This is a genomic window from Embleya sp. NPDC055664, from assembly GCF_053618075.1.
Genome location: NZ_JBSHGZ010000003.1, coordinates 270623 through 283261, shown reverse-complemented (window position 1 = coordinate 283261; position 12639 = coordinate 270623). Strand labels below are relative to the sequence as shown.

At 72.1% G+C, this 12639-nt stretch carries 13 protein-coding genes; 7 read left to right on the top strand and 6 right to left on the bottom strand.

Annotation, left to right across the window (positions count from 1 at the left end):
- Nucleotides 1-342: 342 nt before the first annotated feature.
- The 3 genes from ACWGR4_RS07080 to ACWGR4_RS07070 are packed head-to-tail and all read right to left on the bottom strand — an operon-like array spanning nt 343 to nt 3844.
- On the bottom strand, nt 343-648 hold the full coding sequence (locus ACWGR4_RS07080; RefSeq protein WP_380001539.1) for a dienelactone hydrolase family protein: 306 nt from the start codon (nt 646-648) through the stop codon (nt 343-345).
- Nucleotides 636-2306: an amidohydrolase gene (locus tag ACWGR4_RS07075; protein ID WP_452129637.1), complete on the bottom strand. Its 1671-nt coding sequence runs from the start codon at nt 2304-2306 to the stop codon at nt 636-638. Before ACWGR4_RS07075 ends, ACWGR4_RS07080 begins: the two co-directional genes overlap by 13 nt.
- On the bottom strand, nt 2303-3844 hold the full coding sequence (locus ACWGR4_RS07070) for an APC family permease (RefSeq protein WP_452129638.1): 1542 nt from the start codon (nt 3842-3844) through the stop codon (nt 2303-2305). The genes ACWGR4_RS07075 and ACWGR4_RS07070 overlap by 4 nt, the downstream gene beginning before the upstream one ends.
- A 253-nt stretch (nt 3845-4097) precedes the next feature.
- Here ACWGR4_RS07070 and ACWGR4_RS07065 point away from each other — a divergent pair, with 253 nt between their 5' ends.
- Both ACWGR4_RS07065 and ACWGR4_RS07060 read left to right on the top strand, forming a co-directional pair.
- Complete coding sequence (locus ACWGR4_RS07065) at nt 4098-4730, top strand: TetR/AcrR family transcriptional regulator (RefSeq protein ID WP_380001533.1); 633 nt, start codon at nt 4098-4100, stop codon at nt 4728-4730.
- A 209-nt stretch (nt 4731-4939) separates the two neighbouring features.
- Nucleotides 4940-5614 (top strand): lysophospholipid acyltransferase family protein, encoded by a 675-nt coding sequence (locus ACWGR4_RS07060; RefSeq protein ID WP_380001531.1) that lies wholly within the window; start codon nt 4940-4942, stop codon nt 5612-5614.
- A 115-nt stretch (nt 5615-5729) separates the two neighbouring features.
- Here the strand turns inward: ACWGR4_RS07060 and ACWGR4_RS07055 are convergent, their stop codons facing one another.
- Nucleotides 5730-6404 carry a maleylpyruvate isomerase N-terminal domain-containing protein gene (locus tag ACWGR4_RS07055; protein WP_452129639.1) on the bottom strand — a complete coding sequence of 225 codons (675 nt, stop codon included), beginning with the start codon at nt 6402-6404 and terminating at the stop codon, nt 5730-5732.
- Nucleotides 6405-6744: 340 nt separating this feature from the next.
- Here ACWGR4_RS07055 and ACWGR4_RS07050 point away from each other — a divergent pair, with 340 nt between their 5' ends.
- Nucleotides 6745-7728 (top strand): GlxA family transcriptional regulator, encoded by a 984-nt coding sequence (locus ACWGR4_RS07050; RefSeq protein ID WP_452129682.1) that lies wholly within the window; start codon nt 6745-6747, stop codon nt 7726-7728.
- Between the two features lie 116 nt (nt 7729-7844).
- Nucleotides 7845-8240, top strand: coding sequence for a nuclear transport factor 2 family protein (locus ACWGR4_RS07045; RefSeq protein WP_452129640.1), 396 nt, complete (start codon nt 7845-7847; stop codon nt 8238-8240).
- 33 nt (nt 8241-8273) lie between these two features.
- Here the strand turns inward: ACWGR4_RS07045 and ACWGR4_RS07040 are convergent, their stop codons facing one another.
- Nucleotides 8274-9146 (bottom strand): spermidine synthase, encoded by an 873-nt coding sequence (locus tag ACWGR4_RS07040; protein ID WP_452129641.1) that lies wholly within the window; start codon nt 9144-9146, stop codon nt 8274-8276.
- 155 nt (nt 9147-9301) lie between these two features.
- On the opposite strand from ACWGR4_RS07040, the gene ACWGR4_RS07035 reads away from it, so the two are divergent.
- From ACWGR4_RS07035 to ACWGR4_RS07025, 3 genes are all read left to right on the top strand, one after another.
- Nucleotides 9302-9958 carry an MBL fold metallo-hydrolase gene (locus tag ACWGR4_RS07035; protein WP_452129642.1) on the top strand — a complete coding sequence of 219 codons (657 nt, stop codon included), beginning with the start codon at nt 9302-9304 and terminating at the stop codon, nt 9956-9958.
- Nucleotides 9959-10041: 83 nt separating this feature from the next.
- A complete protein-coding gene (locus tag ACWGR4_RS07030; protein WP_452129643.1) occupies nt 10042-10431 on the top strand; it encodes a hypothetical protein in 390 nt (129 codons plus the stop codon).
- 96 nt (nt 10432-10527) lie between these two features.
- The gene (locus ACWGR4_RS07025; RefSeq protein WP_452129644.1) at nt 10528-11517 is read left to right on the top strand and encodes a hypothetical protein; all 990 of its coding nucleotides are present in this window, start codon (nt 10528-10530) and stop codon (nt 11515-11517) included.
- Here ACWGR4_RS07025 and ACWGR4_RS07020 read toward each other — a convergent pair.
- The gene (locus ACWGR4_RS07020) at nt 11483-12625 is read right to left on the bottom strand and encodes a winged helix DNA-binding domain-containing protein (RefSeq protein WP_452129645.1); all 1143 of its coding nucleotides are present in this window, start codon (nt 12623-12625) and stop codon (nt 11483-11485) included. The two genes, ACWGR4_RS07025 and ACWGR4_RS07020, sit on opposite strands and share 35 nt — an antisense overlap.
- Nucleotides 12626-12639: the final 14 nt, after the last annotated feature.

Here is a 12639-nt window from a genome sequence, read left to right as displayed (position 1 = left end):
GACGCGGCCCGATTTCGCCGACCGCGTAAGGGCGTAGGCACCCGTGAAGCGCCGAAACCCGTCCCCCGATCCCGCCGGGCGCGACGCGGCGGGATCGGGACGGACGGGTCCCGGGCCGGCCCGGGTTGGCGGGCCGACTGCGGGGTGCGGCGGATCGGACGATGCGCCCCGCAGAGTTCGGCGACGATCTTTTCATACTTACTCGACGCTGCGCCGGTTGCTCCCGCACCGGGTTTGCGGCACCGGCTTTCGGGTGCCGTGGCGCGGTCGATATGGGCACAGCCACGGCAAAGGATGCACTATCCGAAACTCCCCATCCAACCGGTGTGATCGGGAGGGTGGTCATTCGCGCACCGACGCCTCCCGCAGCAGTGCCACCGTCCGCGACCACGCGTCGGCCGCCGCCTCCGGTCGGTACGTGTCGCGCTCGTCGCAGAAGAACCCGTGCGGGGTGTCCGGGTACAGCACCACCTCGTGCCGCGGGCCCGACCGGGCCGACTCGCGGGCGATCCGGGCGCGGTCCTCGGCCGTGTACAGCGCGATCTCGCCCGTGGTCAGCCATCCCGGGTAGAACGCCACGAGCGCCGCCAACGGCACCTCCGTCGCCGCGTAGTACGCGATGTGCCCGCCCGCGCTCAACCCCACCACACCCGCTCCCCGCCCACGAACGTCTCCACCACCCGCGTCGACCCGATCTCCCCCGCCGCCCCCGCGAACGGATCCCGATCCAACACCACCAGGTCCGCGTGGTTGCCCACCACGATGCTCCCGGTGTCGTCCAGGTGGTTCACGTACGCGCTGCCCGCCGTGTACGCCGCCAGCGCCGCGTGCAGATCCAACCGCTGCTCCGGGAAGAACACCGGGGAGTCCGACCCGAGCACGCGCCGGTTCACCGCCACGTGGATCCCGTGCAGCGGATCGGGGCTGGACACCGGCCAGTCGCTGCCCGCGGCCAAGGTCGCGCCGCTGCGCGCCAGTTCGCCGAACGGGTACTGCCACGCGGCCCGCTCCGGGCCCAGGAACGGGATGGTCAGCGTGTCCATCTGCGGCTCGTGCGCGGCCCACAACGGCTGCATGTTGGCGCTCGCCCCGAGTGCGCGAAAGCGCGGGATGTCGTCCGGGTGCACCACCTGGAGGTGGGCGAGGTGCGGCCGGGTGTCCTTCCAGCCGTTCGCCGCCCGCATCGCCGCGACCGCGTCCAGCGCCTCCCGCACCGCGCGGTCGCCCAGCGCGTGGAAGTGCACCTGGAAGTCGTGCGCGTCCAGGGCCGTCACGTAGCCGCGCAGCGCCTCCGGTTCGATGAAGCTGATCCCGCTGTTGTCCGAGGCGCAGCCGCACGAGGTGAGATACGGGCTGAGCATCGCGGCGGTGAAGTTCTCCGCGATCCCGTCCTGCATGATCTTCACCGTCCGGCAGGACAGCCGGCCCCGGGTGCCCATCTCGCGGCGCGCGAGCAGGTCCTCGATCTGCTCCGCCCCACGATCGCGTTCCCACCACAACGAACCGACCACCCGGGCGGTGAGTTGCCCACGATCCACCGCCGTCAGGTACGCGGAAGTGGCGTCGGTGATGTTGGCGTGCGCGCCCAGGAGCGCGTCCTGCCACGCGGTGACGCCGAGCGAGTGCAGCACCGCCTGTGCCCGCAGCAGCCCGGCGACCTGGTCCTCGGCGGTCGATGGCGGCAGCAGCCGGCCGACCAGGTTGGCCGCCCCCTCCTGGAGCACGCCGGTCGGCTCTCCGTCCGCGTCGCGTTCGATCCGCCCGTCGGCCGGGTCGGCGGTGTCGCGGGTGATGCCCGCGAGGCGCAGCGCGAGGCTGTTCGCCCAGGCGCCGTGGTGGTCGCGGTTGGGCAGGTACACCGGCCGGTCGGGGACGATGTCGTCGAGCATCGACCGGTGCGGCAGGCCGCCGGGGAAGGCCTCCATGGACCAGCCGCCGCCGGTGATCCACTCGACGTCGGCGTCGGCCTCGGCGTACTCCCGGATCACCCGCCGGTAGTCGGCGAGCGTCTCGTACTCGGACAGGTCGCACTGTCCCATCTCCATGCCGGCGCCCACGGGGTGCACGTGCGCATCCTGGAACCCGGGGATCAGCAGTCGGCCCGCGAGGTCCACCACCTCGGTGCGGGTCCCGATCAGTTCGCGCACCTCGTCGTGCCCGACCGCGACGATGCGCCCATCCCGTACGGCGACCGAACTCGCCCGTCCGCGCGCACCGTCGACGACGTACACCGGCCCACCGGTGAAGACCAGGTCGGCGGCCACCGAGGCCGACGCCGGGCGAGTGATGATCGTGGTGGTGCTCATGCGTGTCCCCTGGCCTTGAATGCGTCGAAGTCGGCGGCGTCGTTGTAGCGGTCCATCGGCAGTTCGATCGCGTCACCGTCGGTGCCGCGACCGGTCTCGAAGTAGGGCGATTTGCGTACGTACTTGGCGTAGGCCGCGAAGCCCAGACCGATGAGGATCACCGCCATCGGTACCGAGAACATGAACCAGCCGTTGTCGGGGCTGAGTTCGAAACTGTCGCTCATGGTCAGGTAGTCGTAGGAGAGGTACGCCCCGACCCCGAGCAGCGCGAGGCCGCTGAGCGCGGGAATGACCACCGCCCGCACCCCCTCGCGCGGATCGGTGCGCAGCGTCGGCCCGAAGCGCACGGCGCACGCGATCGCGGTGAGGCCGTAGTAGAAGGCGACGATCAGGCCGATCGAGTTGACCGCCGCCAGGATCATGTCGTTGAGCTTGGGGATGCCGATCGCCAGGACGGCGGTGCCGGCGGCGATCGCCATGATCAGCACCGTGCCGATCGCGGGCGAACCGAACGTCGGGTGGATCCGGGTCCACACCTTGCCGAGCGTCTGGTCCCGGCCCATCGCCAGCATGCCGCGCGCGGTCGGGATGACCCCGGACTGGAGCGAGGCGACCGCGGAGAAGATCAGCGCCAGCAGCGGCAGGCTTGCCCACGGATCGGCGGCGAGGTGGGCGCCGAGGAAGGTCAGGCCCTGCGGCCCGTTCTCGGTCATCTCGGGCACGGTCATCACCCGCTGGAAGGCGATCGCGCCGAGCAGGAACATGCCGAGCATCACGAACAGCGCGATCAGTCCGCCCCGGGCCGAGTCCTCGGGGTTCTTGGTCTCCTCGGTGACGCTGAAGGCCGCGTCCCACCCCCAGAAGAAGAAGACCGCGAGCACCAGGCCCTGCGCGAAGTGCGGCGCGGAGTCGATCTCGAACGGGTTGAACCAGGAGAACGAGAACGGCTGCTCGCCGACCGCGATGGCCCAACAGCAGAAGATCAGCAGCACGCTGTACTCGAAAACGAGCAGGAAGGTCTGGAGCCGGGTGGCCTGGTGCACGCCGGTGACCGCGAGCACGGTGACCACCACGAGTACGACCAGCCCCAGCACCGTGCTGAGTTTGGTCGAGTTCGGGTCCAGGGCCAGCCCGACGAACTCGTGCCACCCGGCCTTGTTGGCGAACTGGAGCAGCACCGAGCCGGTGATCGCGCTGGTGTAGGCGAGGAAGATGACCGACCCGGCCAGGGCGACCCAGCCGGTGAGGAAGCCGGACCACGGGCCGATCGACTTGCCGACCCAGACATAGCCGCTGCCGCAGTTGGGCTCGACCCGGTTGAGGCGGGCGTACGCACCGGCGATACCGAGCATGGGCAGGAACGCGATCAGGATGATCACCGGGGTGCTCGACCCGACGGTGGCGGCCAGGCTGCCCATGCCGACGCCGATGCTGGTGGTGGCGGCCGTGCTGGACGCGGCGACCGCGACACCGTCGACGACGCCGAGCGACTTGCGCAGCGCGGGTGGGCCGTCGTCCCGGGGCAGGTTCGTTGACATCGGCGCTCCAAGGAGGGCAAAAGCTGATGGGGGGTGGACGCCGATGAAACAGCTTGCGTCGGAATTACGTCAATGGTGTTGACATAAGGTGGATCCCCGTGGCGGGCACGTCCCCGGAGGAGCAATGGACCCGACAGTCGAGACGAATACATCGAACAGGGCAAAGCAAACACAATCGAACAGTGCGGAGCAATCATCTCGGACAAATCGCGTCATAGGCGAGCGTCGGCGCCGCAGGCCGACCAAGTCCGGGGTGGTTTTGTCCGAGGATGTCATCATCGAGTGTGCCGTACGGCTGATCGGCCACCACGGCGCGGAGGCCCTGACCGTCCGCAGACTCGGCGCCGCCCTGGGGTGCGACCCGACCGCCGTCTACCGTTACTTCCGCAGCACCGACGACCTGCTCCTGGGCATCGCCGACTTCCTGATCGGCGAGACGTTGACCGGCTACCGGCCCGGCCCCGACTGGGTGGCGTCACTGCGCGAACTGGGCCTGCGGGTCCGGGACGGCCAACTGCGGCATCCGCGCGTGGCCACCATCGCCGCCGCGCGGGTCACCCGGCGGCACAACGAGTTCCGGGCGGTGGAACTGGGCGTCTCCCTGTTGCTCTCGGCCGGCTTCTCCCCCGCCGACGCGGCCCGCTACTACCACGTGTTCATCGACACCGTGCTGGCCCACGCGGCTCTGGAGGCGTCCTATGCCACGCTCGCCCCCGAGGTGCGCGAGGCCGACGACCGGTCGTGGGAGGAGACGTACCGGATGTTGCCCACCGCCGACTACCCGGCCATCGGCGCGGTACGTCCGCACCTGGCGGCGGGGATGTCGGGCAGTCCGTTCGAGGACGTCCTGGACCTGCTGCTCGAATCGCTCGCCCGTCGGGTGTGAATCGGTCCGCGCCGGCCCGGCCGGGTGCGCCGCCCCCTTCGCCGCCTCGGCCGCTCGGCGAAAACGGCGGCGGGAAGTGCCACCACCCGTACCGTGGTCACCAGCCGACCCTGTGTCAACAGCACAGGTGGGTACACGCGTCGTGGGGGTGCCGCAGACTCGATAAGGTGGCGCGTGTTTTCAGACCTCACCACTCCCACGGGGGATCCGTGCTGATCGACAAGTTCATGCATGGCGTCGTGGCTCCCACCGCGAAGGCGATCTACCGCCCGCGCACCGAGGGCCGCGAGAATGTTCCGATGACCGGCCCGGTCATCATCGCCAGCAACCACCTGTCGTTCGTTGACAGCGTCGCGATCCCCGTGGTGATGCCACGCAAGGTGTCGTTCCTCGCCAAGGCCGAATACTTCGACGGCCCCGGGCTCAAGGGCCGGGTCAGCAAGGCCTTCTTCACCGGCATCGGCGCCGTCCCCGTGCCCCGCGGTACACACAGTGCGGCGAAGGCCGCGCTGGAGACGGCCCTTTCGGTACTGGAGCGCGGCGACGCGTTCGGCATCTACCCCGAGGGCACCCGCTCGCGCGACGGCCGGCTGTACCGGGGCCGGACGGGCGTCGCGTGGCTGGCCCTGGCCGCGCGGTGCCCGGTCGTCCCGGTCGGAATCATCGGCACCGACCGAATCCAGCCGATCGGCTCGAACATCCCCAAGCTGTCCCCGCGCGCGCTCGCCCGCTTCGGCGAACCGCTCGACTTCTCGCGCCACTACGGGCGGACCGACGTGGCCCGGGCCCGGCGCGAGATCACCGACGAGATCATGGAAGCGATCCAGAAGTTGTCGGGGCAGGACTACGCGGGCGTCTACAACGAGACGCCCGCCGAGGTCTGAGCCGACGGGCGCCCCGCGCCCTCCCGGATCGGGTGGGCGCGGGGCGTTGCGGGCGGAGCGGTGCGCCGGCCGCGCACGGGTCCGCAGGCGGGTTCGCCGGCGGTCCGCGTGCGGCTCAGCGCACGCGGCCGTCCCAGTTCCAGGCGCCGGCCGACACCCGTGGTCTGCCCGGCAGTTCACCCCGACCCGTGCACCACAGCAGGATCGCCGCCGGCGCCGGCCCCGGCGGTGCGTCGGGGAACAACCGGGTCAGCGCGGGGCCGGCGAGGTCGTCCGGGGGCGTCCAGGCGATGCCGAGCGCCCGGGTGATGTCGTGCGTGTGCATCAGCAGTTCGACCACGCCCATCGCGGCGAAGCCGGTGCGATCCGCATGCCCCCACGGGTGCCACGCGCGCGCCTCGGGCGGGGCGTGCCGCACCGTCGTGGCGAGCAGGGTGCCGGCGATCCGCAGTCCGTCCAGGCACGCGTCGATCGGCGCCTGTGGGTCGAGCGACGCGAACAGCGTGATGTAGCGATCGGTCGGGCGGGCGATCAACAGGCCGGTATAGCCGACCAGGCCGAGCGCGAGGTGGTCGAGCAGTTGCCGGGCCGAGCGCTGTTCGTCCGCGAGGCGGTGCCAGGCGGACGGGTCGGCGGTGGGTGTGGTCGCCGCGGCTCGGGCCAGTACGTCGAGGCAGGTCGCGGTGGCCCGGGTGACCGCGTCGGACCACGTGGGCGCCTCGGTCGCGGGCGCCCCGTGCCCCGCGCCCCGCGTCGCAGGCGCCGCGACCGCCGTCGTCCCGGCGCTCACCCGCGCAGCCCTTCGATCACGCGGGCGTACCCGTCCGCGCCGTGCCCGGCGGCGATCGCCCGGCCCATCGATCCCATCCCGATGACCGTCACGGCTTCGTGGTTCATGTTCGTCCTTCGTGCTTCGTCGTTCGGCGGTCGTCGTCGGGCGGTCGCCGTTCGTCGGCCGTCGTTCGCCCGACCCGGACCACCCTCGCAACGCCGAAACCGCGCCGACAGTGGCAGGAATGCCTCTCATCGCAAAATTCCTGCCGGCCGACGGGCTAGGCTGTCCCGTCATGAACGACGACCGACCGCCGACACCCGCCCGCCCCGCGAACCGGGGATCGGGCCCGGGATCCGTGGCCGTCGCGGTGGTCGACGACGCCGCCATCCCGACCTGGGACGTCTACGAACTCGCGATCGCCTGCGCCGTGTTCGGCACCCCGCAGCCGGAACTCACGGACACCTGGTACGACTTCCGCGTCTGCGCGGAACGCCCCGAGCCCGGGTCCGGGGCAGCGGCGAACGACGCACCCGGCTTCTCCTTCGGCATCCGCACGCCGTACGGCTGGGACGCCCTGGCCGGCGCGGACACCGTGATCGTGGCGGCCGTCCCGCAGGAGTGCGTCGACCACGACGTCGACCTGCCCGCCCCGTTCCTGACCGCACTGCGCGCCGCCGCCGACGCCGGCGCGCGCATGGTCTCGCTGTGCACCGGCGCCTTCGCCCTCGCCGCCGCCGGCGTCCTGGACGGCCGCCGGGCCACCGCACACTGGGCGCATACCGAGCAACTGGCCCGGCGCCACTCGAAGGTCACCGTCGACGACAGCGTCCTGTACGTGGACGACGGCTCGGTGCTGACCAGCGCCGGCATGACCGCCGGCCTCGACCTGTGCCTGCACATCGTGCGCACCGACCTGGGCGCGCACATCGCCAACCAGCTCGCCCGCCGCCTGGTGGTCCAGGCGCACCGCCCGGGCGGCCAGGCCCAGTTCGTGGACCTGTCCGTCCCGGCCACCGACGACGAGGGCTTGGCCCCGGTGCTGCACTGGGCCGGCCGGCACCTCGACCGCCCGCTCACCGTCGACGACCTCGCCCGCCGGGCCCGGATGAGCCCGCGCACCTTCTTCCGCCGACTCCAGGCCGCCACCGGCACCACCCCGCTGCAATGGCTGCTCACCCAGCGCCTCGCCCGCGCCCAGTCCCTCCTGGAGACCACCGACCTGCCGATCGAACAGATCGGCGAGCGCAGCGGCCTCGGCACCGCCGCCAACCTCCGCCACCACTTCGCCGCCCGCCTCGGCACCTCCCCCGCCGACTACCGCCGCGCCTTCCGCCCTTGACCCGTGCCGGCGACGACGGCGGCGACCGTGCCGGACCTGGACCCCGGGCCGCCCGAGTGACAGGCTTGAGACATCAGCCATTCGTCCCGATTTGTCATGAAAGGCGGCGAAACATCATGGCTGAGCACGCACACGCCGCACTCGTTCGCCGAGGATACGAAGCCTTCTCCGCCGGCGACACGGACACGCTTCGCGCCCTGCTGACCTCCGACTGCACACACCACGTCCCGGGCAACCACCCGCTGTCCGGCGACTTCAAGGGCATCGACGCGGTCCTCGGCTACTACGCAAGCCTCGCCACCGCGAGCGACGGCACCTTCCGGGTCGAGTTGCAGCACCTCTTCGTGGACGGCCGGGGCCACGTGATGTCCGTACACCGGGCCACCGCCCGGCGCGCGGACAAGGCGCTCGACCAGGCCGGCGGCATCGTCTTCCGCATCGTCGGCGACAAGGTCTCCGACCTCGACGAGTGTGTGGCGGACCTGGAAGCGGCGGACGCCTTCTGGGCCTGAGCGCCTTCCGCACCGACCCGCGAACCGGACCCGTCACCCGATCCGGAACGTCCCCCCGGGCGGCGCCGGCGACGCCGTGGCCGTCTCGTCGGTGACCGGCGCCCCGTCCCGCGAGAACACCCGCGCCTCGATGCCGGACAACACCCGGGCCGGCGTCTCGTCGCCCGCGGTCCGCCGGGCCAGCGAGGACACCGGCAGCGGCGCCGTGGACGCGACCACGACGAGGTTGCCGAAGCGCCTGCCGCGCAGCACACCCGGCTCGGCCATCAGCGCCACCTCGGGGAACACCGAGCGCAGGGTGGCCACTTGCGCCCGGGCGAAGTCGAGGTCGCCGCCGTCGGCGATGTTGGCCGCGTACACCCCGCCCTGCCGCAACACCCTGGCCACCTCGACGGCGAACTCGCGCGAGGTGAGGTGCGCGGGTACCTGCGCGCCGCCGAAGACGTCGGCGATGATCAGATCGGCCGAGTCGTCGGGGCGTGCGGTCAACTCCTCGCGGGCGTCGCCCGTACGTACGTCCACCGCCGCCCCGGCCGGCAGCGGCAGGTGTTCCAGGACCAGGGCGACCAGTTCGCCGTCGAGTTCGGCGACCGTCTGCAACGAGCCGGGCCGGGTGGCCGCGATATAGCGGGGCAGGGTCAGTCCGCCGCCGCCCAGGTGCAGCGCGGCGAGCGGTTCGCCCGGCGCGGCGGCCAGGTCGACGACATGCCCGAGCCGTCGGGTGTACTCGAATTCCAGGTGCTCGGGTTTGTCGAGATCGACGTACGACTGCGGCGAATCGTTCAACGTGAGCAACCACGCGCGGGGCCGGTCGATGTCGGGCATCAGCAACGCCGCGCCGAGATCGGTCGCCCGCCCCACCGGGATCGACTCCGGGGCTTCCTGCTGATCCTGATCGTCGTACATGGATCGATTCTCTCGCAGCCGGGGCACCCTTCCCGCCGCATGTCGGCCCCGCACTTGGCATGATCGACGAGGGCAGCGGCAAGAAGCGCCGGGGACGTATCGCGGCACCGACCGCGCGACCCACAGCAGACCCACCGACCCGGGAGAGCAGAGCCATGCGATTCACCAAGCTCGGTCACGCGTGTGTACGTCTGACCACGGCGCACGGCACCGTCGTGATCGACCCGGGGGCGCTCAGCGACCCCGACGCGATGGTCGGCGCGGACGTCGTCCTGATCACCCACGAGCACTTCGACCACGTGGTCCCCGAAACGCTACGGGCCGCCGCGGCGGCGAACCCGGATCTGGAGGTGTGGACCAACCCGGCCGTGGCCGCGCAGTTCCCCGACCTGACCGGCCGGATCCACCCGGTCACCCACGGGGACACGTTCGAGATCGGCGGCGCGCAGGGCGTGTCGGTGCACGTGTACGGCGAAAAGCACGCGGTGATCCACCGCGACATCGACGTCATCGACAACGTCGGCTTCCTGATCGCGGGCGAGGTCTTCCACCCGGGCGACGCGCTCACCGTTCCGGAGGAGACCACGCCCACTCTCCTGGTCCCGGCCGGCGGGCCCTGGCTCGCGCTTCGCGACGCGGCCGACTTCATCCGGGAAGTGGATCCGGCCCGGGCGCTGCTGATCCACGACGGCGTGTTCAACGACACCGGGCTGGTCATGACCGAGCGCCTGCTGGGGCAACTGGCGGGCACCGACAGCCGCTCCGTACGACGCCCGGTCGACGGCGAGGGCATCGAGCTCGCGACGGGCTGATCCGAGCCCGATCGGCGTACCCGCTTCGTCGCGGCGCCGTCACACTCTGGTACCCGCCCGGGCCCGCCACTACCGTGACGAATATGACCGCCGACGACGGCAGACCCGAGAACCAATGGCCGGTACCCCCGCCGTGGATGTGGGGTTGCCCGGAGTGTGTGCGCCTGTATCGCCGGATGAAACGGGTCCAGGAGGAGACCGACGAGCGACGCCGGAGCGGCGATCGCGGCATCGATCACGACCCGCTGGACAGCATGATCGGATCCCGGATCCGCCTGGCCCGGCACCTGGTCACGGGTCACCGTGAGCATCTGCCGGACTGGACTCCGGGCTGCGAACGTTGCGCCTGGCACCATCGCATCCTGGACGCCGGCCCCGAACCCCACCATCCGGGCAGCGCCGCCGCGATGGTGGCCGCGGAGCATCGGGCCTTCCACCTGTTCGTCCCGCCTCGGGTGGTCGGGCTGATGTAGGCACCCGTCGCCGCGCCGTCCACCGGGTCCGCCGTAGGGTCGTGGGGTCACGGTGGGCGGGTCGCGGGTGGGGAGAGATCGACGGAGCACGGGCGCGTGGATCAGGGACGGGCCGCCGGGGACCGGGTCGGGGTGGAACCGGGCCTGCCCGGCGGGCACTTCGGGGCGGCGGGGCGGCGTCGGCGGGACGCCGCCGAGGCGTGGCGGTTGCGGGAGCACACCGCGCGACTGGTCGCCCTGGACACCCGGTTCGGCGCCGGCGAGCTGCTCGGGCCGGCGGTCCGCGCGGCCGACGCGGCGGGGCGGGCCGTCCTGGGCGCGGCTCCGTCCCGGGAGCGGCTCGCCGCAGTGGCGGAGGCGGATCAGCTCGCCGGGTGGCTGGCCTACGACGCCGACCGGCACCCGCTCGCCCGGTGGCTCACCACGCGGGCGGTGCGGACCGCGCGTCTGGCGGGCGACCGCTCCGCCGAGCACTTCGCGCTGTCCCAGCTCGCGATGCAGGCCATCCACCTGCGCCGGCCCGACGTGGCGCTGCGCATCTGCGACGACGTGTTGCGGGACGAACTGCCGCCCGGCGTCCGCACGTTGTTCGTGATGCGCCGGGCCCGCGCGGTCAACCAGTACGGCGAGCACGCCGCGGCCCGCCGACTGATCGCCGAGACGTACGGCCGGCATCTCCAGGGCCCCGGCACCCGCGATCCGGCCTGGGCGTGGTGGCTGGACGCCGCCGAGATCACCTGGCACCACGCGATGACGCACGCCGACAACGGGGATTGGACACGCGCGATCCCCCTGTTCGAGCAGGCCGCCGCGGGACGGATCCCGGGCAGCCGCACCGCGCACAACGACCACGCGTACCTGCTGCACGCCTTCGCCCACACCCGCGCCTGGTCCGACGCCGCCGACCTGCTGACCACGCGCGTGCTGCCGGCGCAGCCGGGCGTCTCGTCGGCCCGGATCACCCGCCTCCTGGCCGACACCGCCCGGCTGTTGCACGTCCCGGGTCGCCGACCGGCCGGCCGCGACCTGGCCCACGAGCTGCGGGCCGGGCTCAGCCGAAGCGCACCTCGCTCGGGTGGGGTGTGACGAACGCGAGCAGTCGGGCCGCCTCCGCCTCCAGTGCCTCGCGCGAGGCGGCGTCGATCGGCCGGAACGGTTGCAGTTCCAGGACCAGCGGCGTCCCCGAGGCGGCGCCTGCGGCGACCGAACCGGCCGTCACCGGCTTGCCGCCCCGGGTGAGCCGCCAGATGCCCGCGACGAAACCGTCCACCAGGAACGTGGCGCGGACGATGCCGTTGACCGTGAACAGCCGCTTGCGGTCCGGCTCGGAGATGATCCGTGCACGTTCCGCGTGGGACAGCAGCGCGTTGTCGAACTCCGGCAGGAAGCGCGGCGGCACGGGCGTGTCCTCGGCCGGCAGCGGCGCGTCGGGGACGTCGTACAACACCCGGCCCGCCTCGTCGCGATGGACCACCAGGTTCGGCCGCAACCGCTCGACCACCTCGCGCAGTCGGCCGAGGCCGGACCAGGCCTGTACGTCGGCGACGGTGGCCGGGCCGAACGCCGCCAGGTAGCGCAACACCATCGCGTCGGGCGTGGTGTCCGTACCGAGCGGGCGGCCGAGCCAGTGCTCGGCGGTGGTGCACGCGGACTGCCCGCTGCGCCCCCACAGCGCACGCGGCGGCACCTGGACCAGCGCAGCCTGACTGCGCAGCGCATGCGCCAGCGCCGCCGGGTTCTCGTCGGGGAAACGTTCGCCGAGCGCGAGCCCGAGTTCCTTGGCGGTGAGCGCCCGCTCGACCAGCAACTCGCGGCCGGCGGCGACGAGTTTCCCGACGTCGATGGTGGACTCGCCCAGCCCGTGCTGGGAGTTGCGGTACAGGTCCGCGTCGTAGATCGGCTGCACCACCGGCCTCAGCGCGAGGCAGTCGGCGGCTGTCACGAGGTGCACCGTGCCGCGCATCAGCCCGACCCGGACCACCCGACGATCGGTCAGCGCGTCGGCCAGGTCGGCGGGAGCGAACTCGGCGAGCCGGGTCCACAGCCCGACGTAGGGCGGATGCGGGGCCTGCGCCTGCATGCCGACCAGGTGGGTGATCGCCGCTTCGGCCGAGATCGACTGCCGCCGCGCCAACAACTGGCGTTCGAGCAGGGCGCGGTTGAGCCGACGGACGCTGAGCTTGGTGATCTCCATGCCCGCAGACTAGA

Coding starts and splice junctions, on each gene's coding strand:
- ACWGR4_RS07035 (WP_452129642.1), top strand. CDS start 9,302: ATGCGATTCACCAAGCTCGGTCACGCGTGTGTACGTCTGACCACGGCG.
- ACWGR4_RS07040 (WP_452129641.1), bottom strand. CDS start 9,146: ATGTACGACGATCAGGATCAGCAGGAAGCCCCGGAGTCGATCCCGGTG.
- ACWGR4_RS07045 (WP_452129640.1), top strand. CDS start 7,845: ATGGCTGAGCACGCACACGCCGCACTCGTTCGCCGAGGATACGAAGCC.
- ACWGR4_RS07075 (WP_452129637.1), bottom strand. CDS start 2,306: ATGAGCACCACCACGATCATCACTCGCCCGGCGTCGGCCTCGGTGGCC.
- ACWGR4_RS07030 (WP_452129643.1), top strand. CDS start 10,042: ATGACCGCCGACGACGGCAGACCCGAGAACCAATGGCCGGTACCCCCG.
- ACWGR4_RS07070 (WP_452129638.1), bottom strand. CDS start 3,844: ATGTCAACGAACCTGCCCCGGGACGACGGCCCACCCGCGCTGCGCAAG.
- ACWGR4_RS07020 (WP_452129645.1), bottom strand. CDS start 12,625: ATGGAGATCACCAAGCTCAGCGTCCGTCGGCTCAACCGCGCCCTGCTC.